Source organism: Nocardioides bizhenqiangii, assembly GCF_034661235.1.
Lineage (GTDB): Bacteria > Actinomycetota > Actinomycetes > Propionibacteriales > Nocardioidaceae > Nocardioides > Nocardioides bizhenqiangii.
The window spans coordinates 294,544-315,265 of the sequence record NZ_CP141059.1 but is presented as its reverse complement, the minus strand read 5'-3'; the positions used below and the strand labels follow the sequence as shown (position 1 = coordinate 315,265).

The 20,722-nt window shown below is 71.3% G+C and carries 21 protein-coding genes; 3 read left to right on the top strand and 18 right to left on the bottom strand.

Annotation, left to right across the window (positions count from 1 at the left end; genetic code table 11):
- Positions 1–4: 4 nt before the first annotated feature.
- Positions 5–1,135, top strand: coding sequence for a glycosyltransferase family 2 protein (locus SHK19_RS01525; protein WP_322937649.1), 1,131 nt, complete (start codon positions 5–7; stop codon positions 1,133–1,135).
- Position 1,136: 1 nt separating this feature from the next.
- Here the strand turns inward: SHK19_RS01525 and SHK19_RS01520 are convergent, their stop codons facing one another.
- The 3 genes from SHK19_RS01520 to SHK19_RS01510 are packed head-to-tail and all read right to left on the bottom strand — an operon-like array spanning position 1,137 to position 3,588.
- Positions 1,137–2,051, bottom strand: a complete 915-nt coding sequence (locus tag SHK19_RS01520) for an ABC transporter substrate-binding protein (protein WP_322457518.1) — start codon at positions 2,049–2,051, stop codon at positions 1,137–1,139.
- A 59-nt stretch (positions 2,052–2,110) separates the two neighbouring features.
- Positions 2,111–2,866 (bottom strand): ABC transporter permease, encoded by a 756-nt coding sequence (locus SHK19_RS01515; protein ID WP_322457517.1) that lies wholly within the window; start codon positions 2,864–2,866, stop codon positions 2,111–2,113.
- Positions 2,863–3,588, bottom strand: coding sequence for an ABC transporter permease (locus SHK19_RS01510; RefSeq protein WP_322457516.1), 726 nt, complete (start codon positions 3,586–3,588; stop codon positions 2,863–2,865). Before SHK19_RS01510 ends, SHK19_RS01515 begins: the two co-directional genes overlap by 4 nt.
- Between SHK19_RS01510 and SHK19_RS01505 the strand changes: the two genes are divergently transcribed.
- On the top strand, positions 3,587–4,582 hold the full coding sequence (locus tag SHK19_RS01505) for an ABC transporter ATP-binding protein (protein WP_322457515.1): 996 nt from the start codon (positions 3,587–3,589) through the stop codon (positions 4,580–4,582). The two genes, SHK19_RS01510 and SHK19_RS01505, sit on opposite strands and share 2 nt — an antisense overlap.
- 19 nt (positions 4,583–4,601) lie before the next feature.
- On the opposite strand, the gene SHK19_RS01500 is transcribed toward SHK19_RS01505, so the two are convergent.
- The 11 genes from SHK19_RS01500 to dacB form a co-directional block, all read right to left on the bottom strand.
- Entirely contained in the window at positions 4,602–5,198 is a 597-nt protein-coding gene (locus SHK19_RS01500; protein ID WP_322457514.1) for a hypothetical protein, read from the bottom strand.
- A 10-nt stretch (positions 5,199–5,208) separates the two neighbouring features.
- Entirely contained in the window at positions 5,209–5,715 is a 507-nt protein-coding gene (locus tag SHK19_RS01495) for a DUF3180 domain-containing protein (RefSeq protein WP_322457513.1), read from the bottom strand.
- Positions 5,712–6,284 carry a 2-amino-4-hydroxy-6-hydroxymethyldihydropteridine diphosphokinase gene (folK, locus tag SHK19_RS01490; protein ID WP_322457512.1) on the bottom strand — a complete coding sequence of 191 codons (573 nt, stop codon included), beginning with the start codon at positions 6,282–6,284 and terminating at the stop codon, positions 5,712–5,714. The genes SHK19_RS01495 and folK overlap by 4 nt, the downstream gene beginning before the upstream one ends.
- Positions 6,277–6,690, bottom strand: a complete 414-nt coding sequence (gene folB, locus SHK19_RS01485; RefSeq protein ID WP_322937648.1) for a dihydroneopterin aldolase — start codon at positions 6,688–6,690, stop codon at positions 6,277–6,279. Before folB ends, folK begins: the two co-directional genes overlap by 8 nt.
- Complete coding sequence (gene folP, locus SHK19_RS01480) at positions 6,687–7,511, bottom strand: dihydropteroate synthase (protein ID WP_322937647.1); 825 nt, start codon at positions 7,509–7,511, stop codon at positions 6,687–6,689. The genes folB and folP overlap by 4 nt, the downstream gene beginning before the upstream one ends.
- 16 nt (positions 7,512–7,527) lie before the next feature.
- A complete protein-coding gene (gene folE, locus SHK19_RS01475) occupies positions 7,528–8,106 on the bottom strand; it encodes a GTP cyclohydrolase I FolE (RefSeq protein ID WP_322457610.1) in 579 nt (192 codons plus the stop codon).
- A gap of 48 nt (positions 8,107–8,154) precedes the next feature.
- The gene (gene ftsH / locus SHK19_RS01470; RefSeq protein WP_322457509.1) at positions 8,155–10,227 is read right to left on the bottom strand and encodes an ATP-dependent zinc metalloprotease FtsH; all 2,073 of its coding nucleotides are present in this window, start codon (positions 10,225–10,227) and stop codon (positions 8,155–8,157) included.
- A gap of 242 nt (positions 10,228–10,469) precedes the next feature.
- On the bottom strand, positions 10,470–11,021 hold the full coding sequence (hpt, locus tag SHK19_RS01465; RefSeq protein WP_322457508.1) for a hypoxanthine phosphoribosyltransferase: 552 nt from the start codon (positions 11,019–11,021) through the stop codon (positions 10,470–10,472).
- A gap of 5 nt (positions 11,022–11,026) precedes the next feature.
- Positions 11,027–12,028, bottom strand: coding sequence for a tRNA lysidine(34) synthetase TilS (gene tilS / locus SHK19_RS01460; protein WP_322937646.1), 1,002 nt, complete (start codon positions 12,026–12,028; stop codon positions 11,027–11,029).
- A 4-nt stretch (positions 12,029–12,032) separates the two neighbouring features.
- On the bottom strand, positions 12,033–13,088 hold the full coding sequence (locus SHK19_RS01455) for a zinc-dependent metalloprotease (RefSeq protein WP_322457506.1): 1,056 nt from the start codon (positions 13,086–13,088) through the stop codon (positions 12,033–12,035).
- Positions 13,089–13,126: 38 nt separating this feature from the next.
- Positions 13,127–14,602, bottom strand: coding sequence for a D-alanyl-D-alanine carboxypeptidase/D-alanyl-D-alanine endopeptidase (dacB, locus tag SHK19_RS01450; protein ID WP_322457505.1), 1,476 nt, complete (start codon positions 14,600–14,602; stop codon positions 13,127–13,129).
- An 89-nt stretch (positions 14,603–14,691) separates the two neighbouring features.
- Between dacB and SHK19_RS01445 the strand changes: the two genes are divergently transcribed.
- Positions 14,692–15,198 carry an inorganic diphosphatase gene (locus tag SHK19_RS01445; RefSeq protein WP_425454058.1) on the top strand — a complete coding sequence of 169 codons (507 nt, stop codon included), beginning with the start codon at positions 14,692–14,694 and terminating at the stop codon, positions 15,196–15,198.
- A gap of 53 nt (positions 15,199–15,251) precedes the next feature.
- Here the strand turns inward: SHK19_RS01445 and SHK19_RS01440 are convergent, their stop codons facing one another.
- From SHK19_RS01440 to SHK19_RS01425, 4 genes are all read right to left on the bottom strand, one after another.
- On the bottom strand, positions 15,252–15,926 hold the full coding sequence (locus SHK19_RS01440; protein WP_322457504.1) for a class I SAM-dependent methyltransferase: 675 nt from the start codon (positions 15,924–15,926) through the stop codon (positions 15,252–15,254).
- A complete protein-coding gene (locus SHK19_RS01435; protein ID WP_322457503.1) occupies positions 15,923–17,911 on the bottom strand; it encodes an acyl-CoA dehydrogenase family protein in 1,989 nt (662 codons plus the stop codon). The genes SHK19_RS01440 and SHK19_RS01435 overlap by 4 nt, the downstream gene beginning before the upstream one ends.
- 20 nt (positions 17,912–17,931) lie before the next feature.
- Positions 17,932–19,185, bottom strand: coding sequence for a C40 family peptidase (locus SHK19_RS01430; protein WP_322937645.1), 1,254 nt, complete (start codon positions 19,183–19,185; stop codon positions 17,932–17,934).
- Between the two features lie 323 nt (positions 19,186–19,508).
- Positions 19,509–20,711: a phosphatase PAP2 family protein gene (locus tag SHK19_RS01425; protein WP_322457501.1), complete on the bottom strand. Its 1,203-nt coding sequence runs from the start codon at positions 20,709–20,711 to the stop codon at positions 19,509–19,511.
- Positions 20,712–20,722 lie beyond the last annotated feature (11 nt).

Genomic DNA, 20,722 nt, shown 5'->3' with positions numbered 1-20,722 from the left:
GAGCATGAGTACGGTTCGAGGTGTGTTTCGGCGCCGGAGGTCGACCCCGCAGGTCAGCGTGGTGGTCCCGGCGTACGACGTGGCGGAGTACCTCCCGGCCTGCCTCGACAGCCTGCTCGGGCAGACGCTGCGCGAGCTCGAGGTCGTGGTGGTCGACGACGGCGCCACCGACGATTCGGGAGCGATCGCCGACGGCTACGCGGACCGCGATCCGCGGGTCCGGGTGGTGCACATCGACAACCGGGGGCTCGGCGCCGCCCGCAACGAGGGCATCCGCCACGCGCGCGGGGAGTACCTCGGCTTCTGCGACGCCGACGACCTGATGACGCCGCGGGCGCTCGAGCTGCTGGTGGCGCTGGCGCGGGAGACGGACGCCCCCCTGGTGACGGGCAACGTGGTCCGGCTCGAGGGCGACCGGCGGCCGGGCCTGCCCTGGATGAACCGCCTGCACGCCGAGCGCGGTCCGCTGACCATCGACGACCTCCCCGAGCTGCTCGGCGACGTCTTCGCCTGGAACAAGCTCTTCCGCCGCGACTTCTGGGACGAGGCCGGGCTCTCCTGGCCGGAGCGGATCCGCTACGAGGACCAGCCGACCACCACTCACGCCTATCTCCGCGCCGGCCGGATCGGGGTGACCCCCGACGTCGTCTACCACTGGCGGGTGCGCCACGACGGGTCGTCGATCACCCAGCAGCGGGCGACGGTCGCCGACCTCACGGACCGCTGGACGACCAAGCGGATGGCGCTCACCTCGGTCGAGGAGTACGGCGTCGCCGGGGTCACCGAGGTCTTCCGCGACCGGGTGCTGCCGGGCGACATGGGCCAGTACTTCGTGAACATCCCGGACTGCTCCGAGGAGTGGTGGGACCTGCTCGTCACCGGCGTGCGGGAGTTCTGGGGGCCCGAGCGGTCACTGACCGGCAGCACGCTGCCGCCCGCGCAGCGGCTGATCGGGTGGCTGGTCGAGGAGGACCGGCGCGCGGACGCCTCGCTGGTCAGCTCCTACGCGCGCAGCCTCGGGGCCCCGCTGCCGCGGGTCGCGCTCGGCGACGGGTCGGTGCGGGTCGACGTACCCGGCCTGGACCCGGCCACCGTGGCCCCGGAGGCGATGCGCCTCCGGGACCACGAGACCTGAGTCAGATCAGGCCTTCCTGCTCGAGGAAGTCCTCGGCCACGTCCTCGGCCTTCTCGCGGTCGAGGGTGACTCGGCCGAGCAGCTCGTTGAGGGTGTCGTTGTCGAGCGCAGCCATCAGGTCGTTGAGGAGGCCCTCGACGTCCTCGTTGTCCGCGAGGAAGTCACTGGACACCGCCGGGATCAGGTTCTGCGCCGGCTGGATGCCGCGGTCGTCCTCGAGCCGGATGAAGCCGTCCTCCTCGACGGTGGGCTCGATGGTGCCGGTGAGACCGAGCTCGGCCTCGCCGTCGGTGACAGCGGTGTAGGTCTCCGGCGACGCGAACCCCGTGGCGAGGATCTCCTCGATCTCGATGCCGTAGACCTCGCTGAGACCGCCCGCGCAGTCGGGCCGTCCCTCACAGTCGGGCGCCGCCGCGAGGGTGATCGACTGGCCCTCGAGGTCGGAGAGCGCGGTGACCCCCTCGGCGTCCGAGAACTCGGGAGTGACGAAGAAGGCGTTCTGGGAGTTCGCCTCCGACGGCTCGAGCAGGGTGATGCCCTCCTCGTCCGCGATCGGCGTCACCGCTTCGAGGGTCGCGTCGGTGTCGTTGGACGTGACCGGCTCGGCGTCCTCGCCGTTGGCGGCGATGTTCAGGAAGTCGCCCACCGCGGAGAGGTACTCGGGGACGATGTCGACGTCGCCGGGGAAGTCACCCATGTAGGCGTCGCGGGTGTCGACCAGCTTGGCGTCGACGGAGTAGCCGTTGTCCTCGAGCAGGACCGTGTAGAGCTCGGTCACCAGGGCCGCCTCCGGGAAGTTCTGGCTGGCGATGGTGACGGCCGTCCCCGCCCCGTCGTCGTCGTCGCCGCAGGCGGTGAGACCGGCGAGGACGAGGGAGGCGGACAGGGCGGCAGTGATGGTGCGGCGAATGCGCATTTGCTTGACCTTCTGTGTCCCGTGGCGTGGCCACGCGTGTCCGGTGTTGCGAGCGGAGCTCAGCCGACGGGGTCGTCAGCCGGCTTCACTGTAGGGGGCAGCATCGACATCTGGTCGCTGTTCGGCGTACGGGCGGCGCTGGGGACCGGGCTGGTCGCCCGCTGGGCAAGCGCCGCGAGCAGCTCGAGCACCAGCGCGATCAGGGCGACCAGGATGGCGCCGCCGATGCCCTCGCTACGACGGTCGAGGTTGGCGAACCCGAGCTGGATCACGTTGCCGAGGCCCGGTCCGCCGACCAGCGCCGCGATCGTGGCGGTCGCCCACACCTGGACCAGCGCGAGCCGGACCCCCGACATCACCAACGGCATCGCGAGCGGCAGCTCCACACGCCAGAACAGCTGGGGGCCGGACATGCCCATCCCGCGGGCGGCCTCGCGAACCCCCGCATCCACCTCACGGACTCCGACGTACGCCTGGGTGATGATCGGCGGCAGCGCGAAGAACAGCAGGGCCAGGAGGGTCGCCAGCCCTGCCCGTCCGTACGGTCCGAACGGGTCGTTGCCCGGCCACTCCAGGCGCACCAGCACCGCGAGCAGCGCGAACGTGGGCACCGCCCGGCCGATGTTGGAGATGTTGATGGCGAGCAGCCCACCCCGCCCGAGGTGGCCGAGCACGAGCGCGATCGGCAGCCCCACCAGGACGGCAAGGACCAGCGCGGTGACCGTCAGCAGCAGCTGCTGGACGAGCTGCTCGAGCAGGCCGTTGTTGCGGGTCCAGCTCTCCCCGTCGAGGAGGAACTCGATCGCCCCGATCACGAGGTGAGCCCCCGTCGCCAGGGGGTGGCGAGCCGTTGCGCGAGCACCAGGAGCAGGTCCAGCGTCAACGCGAGCGCGACGCACAGCACCGCCCCGGCGAACAGCTCGGCGTTGAACTCGGTGCTCTGGCCGTCGGCGATCAGGTAGCCGAGGCCGCCCTCCGACACCACGGTGCCGATCGTGGTCAGCGCGACCGTCGACACGGTGGCCACCCGCAGCCCGGCCATCATCACCGGCAGCGCCAGCGGCAGCTCGACGCGCAGCAGCAGCCGCGTCGAGCTGTAGCCGATCCCCACCGCCGCCTCCCGGATGTCGTCGGGCACGGAACGCAGGCCGTCGAGGATCGCACGCACCAGGATCGTCAGGCAGTAGAGGCCGAGGCCGATCACCACCGTGGTCTTGGTCAGTCCTGTCAGCGGCACCAGCAGGGGCAGCAGTGCGAGCGACGGCACCGTGTAGATCGCCGTGCTCAGGCCCAGCACGCTCGACTCCAGCCGTGGCACTCCGCGGGCGATCAGGGCCAGGGGGAACGCGATCACCAGGCCGAGGAGCACCGCGGCCACGGTGATCTGGATGTGGGTGGTGGTGGCCTCGATGATCTCGTCCTGACGATCAACCCAGTAGTCGCCGCAGATCCAGGCGTTCACGTCGACGGAGTAGCACTTCTCCTCCGTGGCTGACACGACCGCCGGAGCCCCCGCCACCAGTAGTGTCACGGCCATGAACGCTACCGCCTCCGCGGGCGACGGCACGATGATCCGCCTCTCGGGACTGAGCAAGACCTATCCCGACGGCACGGTCGCGGTGCAGGAGCTCGACCTCGACGTCGGGCGCGGCGAGCTGGTCTGCCTGGTCGGCCCGTCCGGCTGCGGCAAGTCGACCACGCTGAAGATGATCAACCGACTGGTCGAGCCCAGCACCGGCCTGATCGAGATCGAGGGCCGCGACGTCACCCACGAAGACCCGGTCAAGCTGCGCCGCGGGATCGGCTACGTCATCCAGCAGGTCGGGCTCTTCCCGCACCAGCGGGTCATCACCAACGTGATGACGGTGCCGCTGCTCTACGGCGAGTCGAAGGCGACGGCCCGCGAGCGGGCGCGCGAGCTGCTGACCCTCGTCGGCCTCGAGCCCGACCTGTACGGCGACCGCTATCCCCACCAGCTCTCCGGTGGCCAGCGGCAACGGGTCGGCGTGGCGCGGGCGCTCGCGGCGGATCCGCCGGTGCTGCTCATGGACGAGCCGTTCGGCGCGGTGGACCCGGTGGTGCGGGCCCGGCTCCAGGAGGAGTTCCGCCGGTTGCAGCGGGAGCTCGAGAAGACCGTCGTGTTCGTGACCCACGACATCGACGAGGCGGTGCTGCTGGGGGACCGGGTCGCGGTCTTCGCCGAGGGCGGGCGGCTGTTGCAGTACGACACCCCCGCGCGTCTGCTGGCCCATCCGGTCAACGACGAGGTGGCGACGTTCGTCGGCGCCGAGCACGGCCTCCGCCGACTGTCGGTGACCCGGATCGACCAGGATCACGTCGAGCCGGTCGACGGCGTCAAGGCCGCCGACCTCGCCACCACGGTCGCCGTCGGCGCCACCCTCGAGGAGGCGCTCGCGCTCATGCTCCGCGACGACCGCGCGATGGTCGGCGTGACCGACGGTCCGCGCTTCGTCGGCGTCCTCACCCCCGCCGGCGTCCACCGGGCGCTGCGGGAGTCGCTGAAGGGCTGAGATCGCGATAGTCGGTCGCTCAGGCGCCCTTCGGGATGCTCTGGGCGGTGAGCGCGGCCTCGGCGGCCTCCCACTGGGCGGTCAGCATGTCGACCTCGACCTCGAGCTCGGCGACGCGTACGACGGCCTGGGTTGCGCGCTCCTCGGCGTCACCGAGCCGCTCACCGAGGGTGGTGTTCTCGCGCTCGGCGTAGGTGAGCTGCTCCTCGATCACGGTGAGGGCCCGGCGGGCGTCCGCCAGCTCCTCCGCCGTGTCGGCGAGGCGACGCTCGAGCCGGGAGACGGTGGCGTCGCGCTTGGCGAGCTTGCCCTGCATGTCGGCGGCGTACTCGACGCCTTCGGCCGAGCGGAGGGTGTCGAGCTCCCGGTATCCCCGCGCCTGCACGGCTCGGTCGCGCGCCGCCTCGACGCGCGTGGCGAGCAGCTCGCTGTGGGTGATCTTGGTGGCGACGGCGCCGAGGAGCACGGCGGCCCCGCCGGCGACGGTCACGGCCAGCCAGGATCCGCTGGCCGCGGTGCCGGCGACCGCGGCGGCGGCGCCCAGCAGTAGAAGAACGGCGACCACGACCCGGGTCGACCGCTGACGACGGCGGGAGGGGCCCGCAGAGGTAGCCATGTGGCTGACGTTACTTGGAGTTATCAGTGTTTCTGATGCGACACGCGCGCTCGAGCAGCAGAGCAGCGACCACGCCGAGCGCCCCCGCGCCACCGCCGGCCAGGGACGGCCACATCCGGCCGTTGTCCTCGGCGGCGCCGATCCAGCTCAGGGCGTAGCCGAGGTAGCCGCCGCCGACGAGGGCCGCCACGAGCACGCAGGCGCGCGCCAGCACCAGCCGGTTGACCGCCTGGTGCGGCAGCAGCCGCTCCTGTCGTACGTGCACCGTCCGCCAGGTAGCCCACGCCACGTAGCCCAGGATCGCGGCCAGCAGCAGCAGCGCGAGCGGCTGCGCCCACGTCACGTGCGGCGGGACGTTGCCCAGCCGGTCGCTCACCGCGTGCAGGGCCCAGCCGCCGACCAGCCCGGCCACTGCCCAGCCGACCACGACACCGGGCGGGGTCGGCCGGAGGTTGCCCTGCGGACCGTCCGGCTCGACAGGGTCGTCGGCCGGCGGGGGGACCTGCTCGTCCCTCACTCGTCAGACTCGAGCACCAGGTCGTCGCGCCGGGTCAGGCCGTCCGTGCCGATCTTGTCGAGCAGCTCCTTGACCGCGCCGACACCGGGGATCTGCGCGTCCGGCTCCAGGTCCAGCCACGGCTGCAGCACGAACGCCCGCTCGTGGGCGTGCGGGTGGGGAAGCCGGAGGGTCTCGGTGTCGCTGCGCCGGTCGCCGACGACGATCAGGTCCACGTCGAGGGTGCGCGGCGCGTTGAGGCCGTCGCTGCGGTCGCGGTCGTAGGCGTCCTCGATCGCCAGCGCCCGGTCGAGCAGCCGGTTGGCGGCCAGGGTCGTGTCGATGAGGACGACCGCGTTGAGGAACTTCGGGGAGTCCGGCGGGCAGTCGACCGGCTCGCTCTCGTAGACCGGCGACAGCCCGGTGATCCAGACGTCGGGGGTGTCGGCGAGGGCGTCGACCGCACCCTGCAGGTTGGACAGGCGCTCGCCGAGGTTGGACCCCAGCCCGACGACGACCCGACGGATCGGCCGCATCTCACCAGTGAGGGTGTCGGCGTCGATGATGTTCGGGTTGGGCGTCTCACTCATCGTCGGCCTCTCCCTTTCCGTGGGATGTCGGGGGTCGGTGTCGGGTGATCGTCAGCTGTACGTCGGCGAACCTCGCCTCGATGGGGGCGTCCGGCTTGTGCACGGTCACCCGCGCCCATTCAACACGAGCGTCCAAGAGGCAGACATCGGCGATCCGCGTAGCGAGAGTCTCGATCAGGTCGACCGGTTCTCCTTCGACCACCGTCGTCACCTCGCCGACGACACTTCCGTAGTCGATCGTGTCGCGCAAGTCGTCCGAGGCCCCCGCCGGAGCGACGTCGACACCCAGGGTGAGGTCGATCACGAAGCGCTGTCCGTCGCGGCGTTCGTGCTCGAACACGCCGTGGTGGCCCCAGCACTCGATACCGATCACGCTCAGCTCGTCGAGGTCGGCTCCTCCTGTCATGTCGTCTCCCTCCCGAGGCGCTCCATGGCGGTGAGCACGTCGCGCGCGGCGCGGACGTCGTGCACCCGCACGCCCCAGACGCCGTGGAGCACCAGCGTCGCAAGGATCGCCGCGTGGGCGAGCTCCCGCTCACCGACCGGACGAGGAGTGCCGTCGGGCGCCGCCAGCAGCTCGCCCAGGAAACGTTTGCGGCTCGCGCCCACCAGGACCGGGAAGCCGAGCTCCTGGACGAGGCCGATCCGTCCGAGCAGCTCCCAGTTCTGCTGGGGGGTCTTCGCGAAGCCGAGACCCGGGTCGAGCACGATCCGCGCGTCGTCGACGCCGGCCGCGCGGAGGGCGTCGACGCGCGCTCGCAGCTCGTCGGCCACGACCGCGGCCACGGGCCCGTCGTACGACGTGAAGTCGTGCATCCGGTCGCTGTGCGCGCGCCAGTGCATGGCGACGTAGCTGACCTCGGGGTCCGCGTCGGCGACCACCCCGAGGATCGCCGGGTCGGCGAGACCGCCGGACACGTCGTTGACGATCCGGGCGCCGGCCGCGAGCGCCGCCGCTGCGACCTCGGCGCGCATGGTGTCGACGGAGACGGTCGCGCCGGCGGCGACCAGCGCCTCGATGACAGGTACGACGCGGCCGAGCTCCTCCTCGACCAGCGGTCGGGTCGCGCCCGGCCGGGTCGACTCCCCGCCGACGTCGAGGATGTCGGCACCGTCCGCCAGCAGCTGCCGCCCGTGCGCGATCGCGTGCTCGGCATCGAGGAACAGCCCGCCGTCGGAGAAGGAGTCCGGGGTGACGTTGACGACTCCCATCACGAGCGGAGTCATGGGCGGCCAGCTCAACTCAGCGGGTGCCGTGCATGATCAGGCTCATCGCCTCGTTGCGGGTCGCGGCGTTGTGCATGCTGCCGCGGATCGCCGAGGTGATGGTGCGCGCGCCGGCCTTCTTGACCCCGCGCATCGTCATGCACAGGTGCTCGGCCTCGATCACCACGATCACGCCACGGGCCTCGAGGATCCGCATCAGGGAGTCGGCGATCTGGGTGGTCAGCCGCTCCTGCACCTGCGGCCGCTTGGCGTAGACGTCGACCAGGCGCGCCAGCTTGGACAGGCCGGTGATCTTGCCGGTCTCGGCCGGGATGTAGCCGACATGGGCGACGCCGGTGAACGGCACCAGGTGGTGCTCGCACATCGACCACAGCTCGATGTCACGGACCAGGACCATCTCGTCGTGCCCCAGGTCGAAGGTCGTCGTGAGCACGTCCTCCGGCCGCTGCCTCAGCCCGGCGGTGAGCTCGGCGTACGCCCTGGCCACGCGGGCCGGGGTGTCGAGCAGCCCCTCGCGCTCGGGGTCCTCTCCGATCGCGATGAGGAGCTCACGGACCGCTGCCTCGGCGCGCTCCCGGTCGTACGCGGGGACCAGCGACGGGTCCCGGTCCGGCGTGTGGATGGGGTCGGCCACGGAGTGAGCCTAGGCCCCCATCGGGGGGCTGGGCGGCTTCGGGTCGGAGGGCGGCGCGACCGGCGAGCCGCCGTAGACGTCGCCACCCGGCCCCGGCGGGGTGAGTACGGCGCCCGCCTCGCGGTCGTCCTCGGGAGCCGTGCCGTTGGTGCCGTTGGCGGCCCGCCTACGGATCTCCTCGGGGATCTCGACCGGCGGGACCGTCGACGGGACGCGGGTCGGCGACCCGGTCCAGGCCGGCCGCTCCGGGCGCCGCCGGAGCGGCGTGAAGACCTCTGCTACCTCGCTCTTGTCGAGGGTCTCCTTGTCGAGGAGCGCCAGGACTAGGGCGTCGAGCACGTCGCGGTTCTCCTCGAGGATGTCGAACGCCTCCTGGTGGGCGACGGTGAGGAAGTTCTTGGTCTCCTCGTCGATGATCGCGGCGACGTCCTCGGAGTAGTTGCGGGTGTGACCGATGTCGCGGCCGAGGAACGGTTCGCCGTTGGCCTCACCGAGCTGGATGGCGCCGAGCCGCTCGGTCATGCCGTACTGGGTGACCATCGCCCGGGCCAGGCTGGTGGCCTTCTCGATGTCGTTGCCGGCGCCGGTGGTCGGGTCGTGGAAGATCAGCTCCTCCGCGGCTCGACCGCCCAGCATGTAGGCGAGCTTGTCCTGCATCTCGCTGCGGGTCTGGGAGTACTTGTCCTCGTCGGGCAGCACCATCGTGTAACCGAGCGCCCGGCCGCGCGGGAGGATCGTGATCTTGTGGACCGGGTCGGTGCCCGGCAGCGCCGCCGCGACGAGGGCGTGGCCGCCCTCGTGGTAGGCGGTGATCAGCTTCTCCTTCTCCGACATCAGGCGGGAGTTGCGCTGGGGCCCGGCGATGACCCGGTCGATCGCCTCGTCGAGCGCCGACGGGAAGATCTGCTTCTCGTTGTTGCGCGCGGTGAGCAGCGCGGCCTCGTTGAGCACGTTGGCGAGGTCGGCGCCGCTGAAGCCGGGAGTACGGCGCGCCACGGCCATCAGGTCCACGTCGGGTCCGAGGGGCTTGCCCCGGGAGTGCACCTCGAGGATCTGCTTGCGGCCGGCGAGGTCGGGTGCGTCGACACCGATCTGTCGGTCGAAGCGGCCCGGGCGCAGCAACGCGGGGTCGAGGACGTCGGGCCGGTTGGTCGCGGCGATGAGGATCACGCCGCCGCGGACGTCGAAGCCGTCCATCTCGACCAGCAGCTGGTTGAGCGTCTGCTCGCGCTCGTCGTGACCGCCGCCCATGCCGGCGCCGCGGTGCCGGCCGACGGCGTCGATCTCGTCGATGAAGACGATCGCCGGGGCGTTCTCCTTCGCCTGCTCGAACAGGTCGCGCACCCGGGAGGCGCCGACGCCGACGAACATCTCGACGAAGTCGGAGCCGGAGATCGAGTAGAACGGCACCCCGGCCTCGCCGGCGACGGCGCGGGCCAGCAGGGTCTTGCCGGTGCCGGGCGGGCCGTAGAGCAGCACGCCCTTGGGGATCTTGGCGCCGACCGCCTGGAACTTCGCCGGCTCCTGGAGGAACTCCTTGATCTCGCCGAGCTCCTCGATCGCCTCGTCGCAGCCGGCGACGTCGGCGAAGGTGGTCTTCGGCATGTCCTTGCTGATCATCTTGGCCTTGGACTTGCCGAACTGCATCACGCCCCGGCCGCCGCCCTGGACGTTGTTCATCAGGAAGATGAACAGCAGGATGATCAGCGCGAACGGCAGCAGCGTGGCGAGGATCGAGCCGAGCAGGCTGGGCTGGGGGTTCTCGGAGTTCGACTTCTCGATGGTGCCCTCGGCGACCTGCTCGTCGACCGCGGCGAGGATCGTCTCCTGCTGACCCTGGATGTAGTGGGTCATCACCTTGTCGCCGTCATCGCGGGTGCCGCTGTCGAGCGTCGCCTCGATGGTCTGGTCGCCGTCGATGAAGTTGATCTCCTTGACGTCACCGTCGGCGATGTACTTGCTCATCTGCGAGGTCGAGACCTCGTCGTACCCCCCGCCGGGCGCGAGGAACTCCAGGGCAAGCAGGACGGCGAGGACCGCAACCACGATCCACACCCAGGGACCCCTGAACACGCGCTTCACAGACTCATTCGCTCCTACCGGGCCCCTCGGGACCCCGACCCCGGGACAGCCCGGGCTTCAATGATCAGACGACGTTACCTGCCGCCGCACAGCTTCATTGTCGCAGCCCGGTGGTAGGACGAAAGTGCCAACGAGGAAAGGGGGGTCGGAGGCACGACTCCACCTGGCCCAGCGTGACTAGTGCCACTCGCCCGCAACGACAGTAAGACGCCTGGCGACCTGGTTGCCCCGCCGACGGCCGATCAGGAATACACGTGCGGGGCGAGGGTGCCGATGTCGCGCAGGTTGCGGTAGCGCTCCCGGTAGTCGAGGCCGTAGCCGACGACGAACTCGTTGGGGATGTCCCACCCGACGTACTTGACGTCGACCGGCATCTGGAGCGCCTCCGGCTTGCGGAGCAGGGTGCAGATCTCGACGCTCGCGGGGCCGCGGGAGCCCAGGTTGGAGGTCAGCCACGACAGCGTCAGGCCGGTGTCGATGATCTCGTCGACGATGACGACGTGCCGGCCGGTGATGTCGGAGTCGAGGTCCTTGAGGATCCGGACCACACCGGACGACTTCGTGCCGGATCCGTAGGACGACACCGCCATCCAGTCCATCTCGACGTGCCGGCTCAGGGACCGGGCCAGGTCGGCCATCACCATCACCGCGCCGCGGAGGACGCCGACGATGACCAGGTCCTTGCCGTCGTAGTCGCGCTCGATCTCCGCGGCCAGCTCGCCGAGCCGGTCGAGGATCTGCTTCTCGGTGAACAGGACCTCGACGAGGTCGTTCTCGACATGCCCAGCATCCATGAGCGTCATCGTGGCACAGGGGTCGGCCGGAAGTGCAGGTGGTCGCGATCGCGGTACGCGGTGACGTGGCCGGGGAGCCGGACCTCGCCGCTGAGGTCGCCGGCGGCGAGGTCGACGAGGGCCCGGACGTGGACGTGGAACAGCTCGCTGCCGGTCGCCCCGGCATCGAGCGCGGCCAGCCGCAGCACCCGCGAGGCGACCGCCCGGTGGAGCTCGGAGACCGGGCCGAGCGGGAGGCCGTCGCTGCCGTCGGCGCCGTCCCCGGTCGCCCGGAGGCCGTCGTACGCCGAGCGGGCCTGGTCGTCGAGGGCGTCGACGTCGTCGCGCAGCTGGTCTGCGGTGCGTGCCAGGGTCGCCGCGACGCCGGGACCGAGCTGCTCCTCGAGGACCGGCAGGACGGTACGGCGGACCCGCACCCGCGTGTAGGCGGGATCGTCGTTGTGGGGGTCGTCCCAGATCTCGAGGCCCTCGACCTGGCACGCGGTCACCGTGTCGTCGCGGGTGACGTCGAGCAGCGGCCGGGCGTAGTGGTCGAAGGTACGACGCATGCCGGCCAGCGATCGTGCGCCGGAGCCGCGGGTCAGGCCCAGGAGCACCGTCTCCGCCTGGTCGTCGCGGGTGTGGCCGAGCAGCACGAGCACGGCGCCCAGCCGCTCCCGGAGCTGCTCGAGCACGTCGTACCTCGCCTGCCGGGCGGCGGCCTCGGGGCCGTGGCCCCCGCCCACCACCTCCACCCGGACCGTCGCCGTCTCGTCGACGCCCAGCGCCGCCAGCTGGGCGATTGCCCGCGCCGCCTGGTCGGCGGAGCCCGGCTGCAGGCCGTGGTCGACGGTCGCGCCGACGACCCGGAGACCGAGCTTGTGTCCCTCGAAGACCGTGGCCGACGTCAGGGCGAGGGAGTCCGCCCCGCCGGAGCAGGCGACGACGACGGTGTCGCCCGGCTCGAGCCGGGAGATCGCCCCGCGGACGCCGCGTCGCACGGCGGCCACGGCGGGGTGGAGCGGCATGGCACTAGTTCAGCACGCGACGGATCCAGCCGTCGTGGTCGTTCAGCTCGGCCTTCGACGGGAGGTGCGCGGGCTCGGCCCAGACGGCGTTGAACTCGGCCATGCCGACCTTGTCGACGACGGCTCGCACGAAGCGGGCGCCGTCGCGGTACTGGGCCATCTTCGCCTCGATGCCGAGCAGGCGGCGCAGGATCCGGTCGAGGGCGCCGATCCCCTGGCGGCGCTTGGTGAACTTGGCGCGGATCTCCTTGACCGACCCGATGACCTGCGGACCGACGTCGTCCATGACGACGTCGGCGTGGCCCTCGAGCAGCGACATCATCCCGGTGACCCGGTCGAGGATCTCCCGCTGCGCGGGTGTGCTGAACATGTCGACGATGCTGCCGCCGTTGCGGCTGCTCTTGATCGCCTCGGTGATCCGCTCGAGGCCGCCGTCGAGCAGCGACCCCGGCTCGACGGTCTCGCTGATCGCCTCGATCTCCGAGAAGAGGTGCTCGCGCATCCACGGCACCGCCGTGAACTGCACCCGGTGCGTCTCCTCGTGCAGGCACACCCAGAGCCGGAAGTCGGACGGGTCGACGCCGAGCTCGCGCTCGACGTGGACGATGTTGGGCGCGACCAGCAGCAGCCGGCCCGACGGGTCGTAGAAGGGGTCGAACTGGCCCAGCACCTTGCTGGCGAGGAACCCGAGCAGGCCGCCAACCTCGGCGCCGGTGACCTTGGACCCGATGGCCTGCGAGATCCGGTTGGGCGGCTCCCGCTTCTCGACGAGCTTGCGCATCATCGGCGCGGTCGCCACCTGGAAGCCCTCCGCGTTGGCGCGCACCCAGCCCGGGCGGTCGACGACGACGATCGGCGCGGTGTCGTCGGGTGCGTCGAGACCGGTGAACTCCCGCACCAGGCCGGTGCTGCGGGCAGCGTCTGCCCGGAGCTCGGCGACCACGGAGTCCGCCTCGACGCGGGTGACCGTCGGTCCCTCACCTGCCAGCTTCGACCCGAGCGCGACGGCGAGGCCCCAGTCCACCATCTGGGGCTCGGAGGTCGGCGCGGCGCTCGTCATGCCGTGAAGCGTACGGGTGGGGCGGGCGGGCAGCGGGCCTAACGGGCGCAGTGGCAGGCGCCGAGGGAGGAGGCGGCGTTGTCCATCGCAACCTCGGCCAGACCGCTCCGGCTGGGGCGCACGCGGTCGGCGATCATCGCGAAGACCAGCAGCGACCCGTCGAGGTCGACGGCGATGCCGGCGAGCGAGGTGACGTTGGTCAGGGTGCCGGTCTTCGCTCGCACCCGGCCGGGGCCGTCCGTCGGTCCCTGGTCGAAGCGGTCGGCCAGGGAGCCGGTGAAGCCGGCGACGGGGAGGCTGGTGACCACCGCACGCAGGTCGGGCTGCTGGTCGGAGGCGGCCCACCGGATCACGTCGACCAGCAGGTGGGGCGACATCTGGTTCTCGCGGGAGAGGCCGCTGCCGTCGTACAGGACGCTGCCGCGGAGGTCGATGCCGTTGGCCCGCAGCACCCGCTCGACGGCGGTCTGGCCGCCGGCGAACGACCCGTCACCCTGGTCGGCGATCCCGATGTGCCGCAGCAGCACCTCGGAGGCCTCGTTGTCGCTCACCTCGAGGACCCGCTGCACGATCTGGGCCAGCGGTGCCGAGCTGACCGATGCCACCTCGTCGGCGGCGCGGTCGGCGACCGTCGCGACGGGTGCGTCGACGACCTCGATCCCCGCGGCGGCGAGCGCGTCGGCGAAGACGGCGGCGGCCGTCAGCGACGGGTCGGACACCCGGCCGTAGCCGATGGGGTCGCGGCCCTCGTCGACCCACAGGGAGGTGATCGGCGAGACGACGTCGTCGGGGATGTAGTCGGCGCGCCAGTGCGGGTTCTCGGTCGGCCCGGAGAAGAGGCTGTCGTCGTAGCCGAGCCGCACCCGTCGTACGCCGTCCGCGCGCAGCGCCTTGGCCGTCTGCCGGGCCAGGGTCACGACGTCGGCCTTCGGCGGGGCGTACGTCGCCGCCGTGCTGGTGCCCCACTGCGCCTGCGGACTGCTCAGCAGGAACGGGTCGCCGCCGCCGACCAGCACCAGTCGCGGCGTGCCGCCGCCGCGCTCGAGCACGGTGGTGGTCTCGAAGACGTGGTCCGGACCGAGCAGGAACAGCGCGACGGCCGACGTCACCACCTTGGTGGTCGACGCGGGGATCCCGAGCACCGACGCCGACGACGCGAAGGAGAAGCCGTCGCTGTTGCCTTCCAGCGGCGCCACGGCCGCGAGCACGTCGCGGCCGAGGTCGCGGTCGGTCAGGTAGCCGGTGACCGCTGCTTCCACCTCGGCCGCGTCGAGCCGCACCCCTCCGTCTGCGGTGGTGGCGACCGCACGCGGCCGGCGCACCGGCGGTACGTCGACCTCGGGCGGCGGCGCCACCTGCGCCGGATCGGCGGGCTGGGCGGTGTCGTCGCCGAGGAGGTCCTCGAACCAGCCGAGCTGCCATCCGGCGACCCCGGCCACCAGCAGCAGAGCCAGCGCCGCGGACACCCAGCCGACGAGGGCACCGCGGACGTGGTCTGGATCACGCTGGGTCACGCTGGCACCCCTCTCGACTGCACGTTCCGGCACATTGTGCGCGAGGATGTCTGAGGCAGTGGCAACGGGCCTCACGCAGGTCTCGCGGAGTGGAGGAAGAAGTGCTGGAGTTCGACGTCCTCGTGGAGATCCCCAAGGGGAGCCGGAACAAGTACGAAGTCGACCACGAGACCGGCCGGATGCGCCTCGACCGCTTCCTCTTCACCTCGACCATGTATCCCGCCGACTACGGCTACATCGAGGACACCCTCGGCCAGGACGGCGACCCGCTCGACGCGCTCGTGCTGCTGCAGGAGCCCACCTTCCCCGGCTGCCTGATCCGCTGCCGCGCCATCGGCATGTTCCGCATGACCGACGAGAAGGGCGGCGACGACAAGGTCCTGTGCGTCCCCACCAGCGACCCGCGGATGGAGCACATCCGCGACATCAACCACGTGCCGAAGTTCGACCGGCTCGAGATCCAGCACTTCTTCGAGGTCTACAAGGACCTGGAGCCCGGCAAGTCCGTCGAGGGCGCCGACTGGGTCGGCCGCACCGAGGCCGAGCTCGAGATCGACGCGTCGTTCAAGCGCTACGTCCCCCCTGCCGACCACTGAGCTGAACAGCGCGAGCTCGTCGGCCTCCCACCGGGCCGGCATAGCGAGGCCGTCTAAGCGCGCTTGACGGCTCGGAAGTAGCCGATCGCCCCGCTGCGGTCGAGGACGACGTCCGCCATCCCCTGCGCGTCGAGCCAGCCGACCACCTCGGCGCCGGTGCAGCCCGGCCCGAGCAGTCCGGCGGCCCGGCCGATCCTGCGGAGCGGCTCGTGGTGCAGCCCGGAGTCGTTGAGCAGGGCGCTGCCGGTCAGCACCCCGCCACGCTTGAGCACCCGCACCATCTCGATCACCGCCCGCGCCGGGTCGGGGAAGCAGTGCAGCCCCGTGAACGAGACGACGAGGTCGAACCACCCGTCCTCGAACGGCAGGTCGCCGACATCGGCGAGCCGGGCCCGCACCTGGTCCGCCACGCCGCGACGCTCTGCTGCCCGCATCGTGCGGTCGAGCATGGTCTGCGCGATGTCGGCGGCGACGTACTCCACGCCCTGGCCGGGCTTCAGGGCGCGCAGCGCCACGCCACCGCCGCAGGGGATGTCGAGCACGCGCGCGCCGGTCGGCTGGCGACCGATCTCGGCCGCGGCGTCGTACAGCCGACCGAGGTCGCTCTGGATGCCGGCCCGCCAGAGCAGCCCGCCGAGCCGCCGGTGCTCCACCGACCAGTCGTAGAAGTGCGCCCACAGCGGGTCCTCGGACCACCCGCCCAGGCCGGGGATCCGGGTCCGTCTCACTCCTCGCCCCAGCTGAGCAGAGCCTCGGAGCGCAGCATCTCGCGCGGGACACCGAACGCGCGCACCAGGTCGCCGGCGACCGGTCGCATCCGGCGGCAGAGCTCGTTGACCTCGCGCGAGATCGCCTTGGAGCGCTGGGAGGTGAGCCGCCCGTGCTCCATGAACCAGGCGCGGTCCGCCTCGATCGACGACAGCGCGTGCAGGTCGCAGACCAGGTTGAGCACCGTCTTCAGGTCGCCGTCGGGCTGCTCGGCGACCGCGTCGAGGAACGCGTCGAGCACCAGCCGCTCGACGTGCGCGCGCGCCGCCGCGACGACGTGGTCCTGCACACGGGAGAACACCTCGCCGGGGTTCATGCCGGCGTCGATGCCGCGCTTCAGACGACGGGCGACGCCGCCGATCATGTGCTCCTCGCGGAACTCGAGCATCGCCCGGTGGTAGTTGGGGTCGAGCAGCCCGGTGTCCTGGTCCCACTTGTCACTGCCGAACGCGTCCCGCAGCCCCTCCAAGAGCTTGTGGGCGCGCGAGCGCTCGAGCACGGTCTCGACGGCCAGTCCGGCGACGAACCGCACCATCCCGAACTGGTCGAGGTCCTCGAAGTCGCTGGCGTAGTCGGTCAGCAGGCCCTTGGCGACCAGCTGCAGCAGCACGTGGTTGTCGCCCTCGAACGTCGTGAACACGTCGGTGTCGGCCTTCAAGGCGGTGAACCGGTTCTCCGACAGGTAGCCGGCTCCACCGCACGCCTCCCGACACTCCTGGATGGTGCGGGTCGCGTGCCAGGTCGCCAGCGCCTTGGTGCCCGCAGCGCGGGACTCGAGCTGACGGCGCGCCAGCTCGTCGGTGTTCACGCCGGAGAAGATGTCGTGCAGCTGCGTGGTCAGCACCTGCTGGCCGAAGTGCAGCGCGTAGGTGCGGGCCAGCAGGGGGAACAGCCGGCGCTGGTGCATGCCGTAGTCGAGCAGGATCTCCTCACGGTCGTCCTGGGTCGCCTCGAACTGCCGGCGGCGCAGGCCGTACTCGACCGCGATCGTCAGCGCGACCTTGGCCGCGCTGATGCCGGCGGCCCCGACGCACACCCGTCCCTGGACGAGGGTGCCGAGCATCGTGAAGAAGCGCCGGTTGGCGTTGTCGATCTCGCTGACGTACTGACCGTCCTCGGTGACCTGGGCGAACTGGTCGAGCAGCGCGTCTCGCGGCACGCGGACGCCGTCGAACCGGATCCGCCCGTTGTCCACGCCGTTGAGGCCCATCTTCGGGCCGTCGTCGGTGATCGTGATGCCCGGCAGCACGGTGTCGCCCTCCCGGATCGGTACGACGAGCGCGTGCACGCCGTGGCGCTCGCCGCCGACGACCAGCTGGGCGAACACCGCGGCCAGCTGGGCGTGCTTCGCGGCGTTGCCGATGTAGTCCTTGGTCGCTGCCGGCGACCCGGTCTGGATGACGAACTCCTGGGTCTCCGGGTCGTAGGTCGCCGTCGTCCCGAGTGCCTGGACGTTGCTGCCGTGACCGGTCTCGGTCATGGCGAAGCAGCCGAGGATCTCCCCCTTCACCAGACCGGCGAGATAGGCGTCGTGGTGCCGCTTCGTGCCGAGCTGGAGGATCGCGCCGCCGAACAGGCCGAACTGCACGCCGACCTTCACCAGCACCGACAGGTCGCCGAACCCGAGGGTCTCGAAGGCCGCGATCGAGGCGCCGATGTCGCCGCCGCCGCCGTACTCCTCCGGGAAGCCCATGCCGGTCTGACCCGTGGCCGCGAGCTCGAGGACGACGTCCTTGACCCGCTCCCGGAACTCGTCGCGGGTCATCGTCTCCGCGTCCTCGAGCACCGAGGCGTACTCCACGAGGCCTTCGCGCACCTTCGCCCGGATCTCGGCGTAGTCACCGTCGAGCAGCGCGGTCAGCGCCGGGAGGTCGAGCCGGAGCTCGCCGTACGGCGAGGCCTCCTCGTCGTAGGTGGTCGTCGGCTCCTGCACGTCGCTGGCCATGCCCGCAACCTACCGACGAGTCACGGCCTGGCGTAGTGCGTCGGAGGTACCCAGTAGTACATGGACTCGAGCGTCACCGGCCGGCCCGTGCGCGGCGCGTGGATGATCATGCCGTCGCCGGCGTACAGCGCGACGTGGTAGATCGACCCCGCGCTGCTCGACGATCCCCAGAACACCAGGTCGCCGGGCCGGAGGTCGCCGGCCGAGATCGGCGTCGACTGCTCGTACTGCGCGACGGAGTAGTGCGGGAGCGACTTCCCGCCCGCGGCCCAGGCGCCCATGGTCAGCCCGGAGCAGTCCCACGCGTCCGGTCCGGCTGCGGCCCAGACGTAGGGATCGCCGAGCTGGCTGCGGGCGAACGCCACCGCGGCCGCGGCGCCACCCTGGTCGGCGGGCGGCGGCGGTACCGGGTCGTCGGTGTCGCCCGTGTCGTCCGTGTCGTCCGCCGGGGGCTCCTCCTCGGCCGGCGGCTCCTCCTGAGCCGGCGGCTGCTCCTCGGCCTGCTCCTGCTCGGCCTGCTGCTCCAGCTCCGCCTGGAGGGCGGCCTGCTCCTGGCGCTCCTGCTCCAGCGCTGCCTGCCGTTCCTCGGCCAGGGCGACGCTGATGCCTTCCAACCGCGCCATCCGACGCAGCAGCCGGGTCTTCTCGGCGGTGACGCTCTCCGCAGCCGCGGTGGCGGCCGCGACCGCCGACTCCGCGTCCTGCTTCGCGGTCAGGGCGTCCGCCGCTGCGTCCGCGGCATCGGTCGCCGCGTCCTCGGCTGCCTGCGCTGCGTCCTCGGCGTCGCCGGCCGCGTCCTCGTAGGCGGCCCGCTTCTCCTCGAACTCGCCCTGGACGATGGCCGCGGTCGCCCCGCGGTCGAGCAGCGAGGACAGCCCGTCGGCGTCGAGCGCCGCGCTGAACGCATCGAGCTCCGGGCTGCCGCCGACGTACGTCGTGAGGACCGCGTCCCGGTAGTCGGCCTTGACCGTGGCCAGCGCCCGGTCGGCGCGGCGGGACTCGCGGGTGGCCTGTCGCGCCGCGGTCCGCGCCTCCGCCAGTCGCCACCGGGCGCCGTTGTAGGCCTCGGCGGCCTGCTGGGCGACGATCGCGGCGGCCTCGAGGTCGGCGTTGGCGGTGTCGATCTGGGCCTGGATGGTCGCGACGTCGTCGGCGGCACCCTCGGCCCGGCGCTCTGCCTCCCGGATGTCGCTCTGGGACGGTGGCGGGTCGGCCGGGTCGGCGCTCGCGGGTGCAGTCACGAGGACGGCGGCGAGCAGGACGGTCCCGATCACGGGGCGACGCACAAAAGGCTCCTGGGTGTCGACGGCAGCGTGCAGCAGTTGCCGCCGAGGACTTCCCCGTCACCGGAGCAACTCGCAGCACGCTAGTGCTCTTTCGTCACAAAGGAAACAAAAACCTCAGATTTCTCAACCGCCACCGGCGTGTCGGCTTGCGAACTACAACGATGTCATTCTCACGGAGCAGCGGTGCGCGAGGAACGAGCGCGCCGTGTGGGCGACCGGAGGTCGAGCAAGCGACGCGGCCGAGCTCGCGAGGTCGCGTCGGCGCGTCGGCGCGTCGGCGCGTCGAGACCCGGTGACCTCGGTCGCCGACGTCAAGACCGCTCGACGGGCACCTTCGAGGTGGTGGTCGTCGGGTGCGATCTCATCCCGCGATCGAACTTCTGGCCGCTCGCGATCCCACCCAGATAGAAGGAGACGATGGCGATCGCGATGCCGGCGATGTCGTCGGCGACGTAGTGCCAGCCGAAGTAGATGGTGGCGATCACGGTCAGCCCGGCGTTGACCCAGAAGACCCACTGCAGGATCCGCGAGCGCACGGTGTACTGCACCATCAGCGCCCAGAGCACGGTGATGGTCACGTGCAGGCTGGCGAAGCCGGCGACGGAGTTGAGGGCACCCTCGAGGGTGGTGTCGTAGAGGACCCGGAACCGCCCGTCCGTGATCGACTTCATCAGGTCGGTCGTGGGGGTGTGGGAGAGGGCCTCGTACTCCGACGGGTACTCGATGCCGGGTCCGAGGGTCGGCAGCAGGTAGTAGGACAGGGTGCCGAGGGTCCAGGCGACGACCTGCGAGGTGACGAACCAGTAGCCGAAGGACACGTTGCGGGACCACACCAGCCAGACGACCACCAGCAGGATGACGAGCGGCAGGTAGGTCAGGTACACCTGGCTGAGGATGTGCGCCGTGAACGTGGTCCCGAGGATCGTGTGGAGGACGTCGGACGGGTCGTGGCCGAAGAACAGCACCTTGTCCATGACGTGCAGCTCGCGGTCGTAGGACAGCGCCTTGACCTCGCCCGGGTCCCGGTTGGGATCCGGGCGCACGAACGGCAGGTTGGACTTCAGGTTCCGGTAGCAGACGTAGGTCATGTAGAAGCAGACCGTGCCCACCACGACCAGCCGGGTGCGCTCGCGGGTCCACCGGGTCCGCCACCGGTCGCCGGCGGCCGCCCGGAACAGCGCGAACGTCGACGGCCCATCGTCGTCCGAGGCGCCCCCGCGCCGGAACAGCTCTCCGCGCCGCGTCACCACCGTGCCGACGGCGAGGTCGACCGCCACGGCGGCGATCAGCACCGTGAGTGCGCGCAGGAGAACGTCGATCAGCAGCACCACGTTGAGCAGCCAGATGCTGGTCGGCACCCCGCCCGCCATCTCGAGGACCCAGGTCAAGGACGGGCCGAGCAGCTTGCCCTCCGGCTCGACGGGGGGTCGGTCGTAGGCGAGCGCCACCACGCAGGTCGCCACGTAGATCGCCACAGCCGTGCCGATGAGGAGGGTATAGGCGCGGCGGTACACCCGGAGGAGTC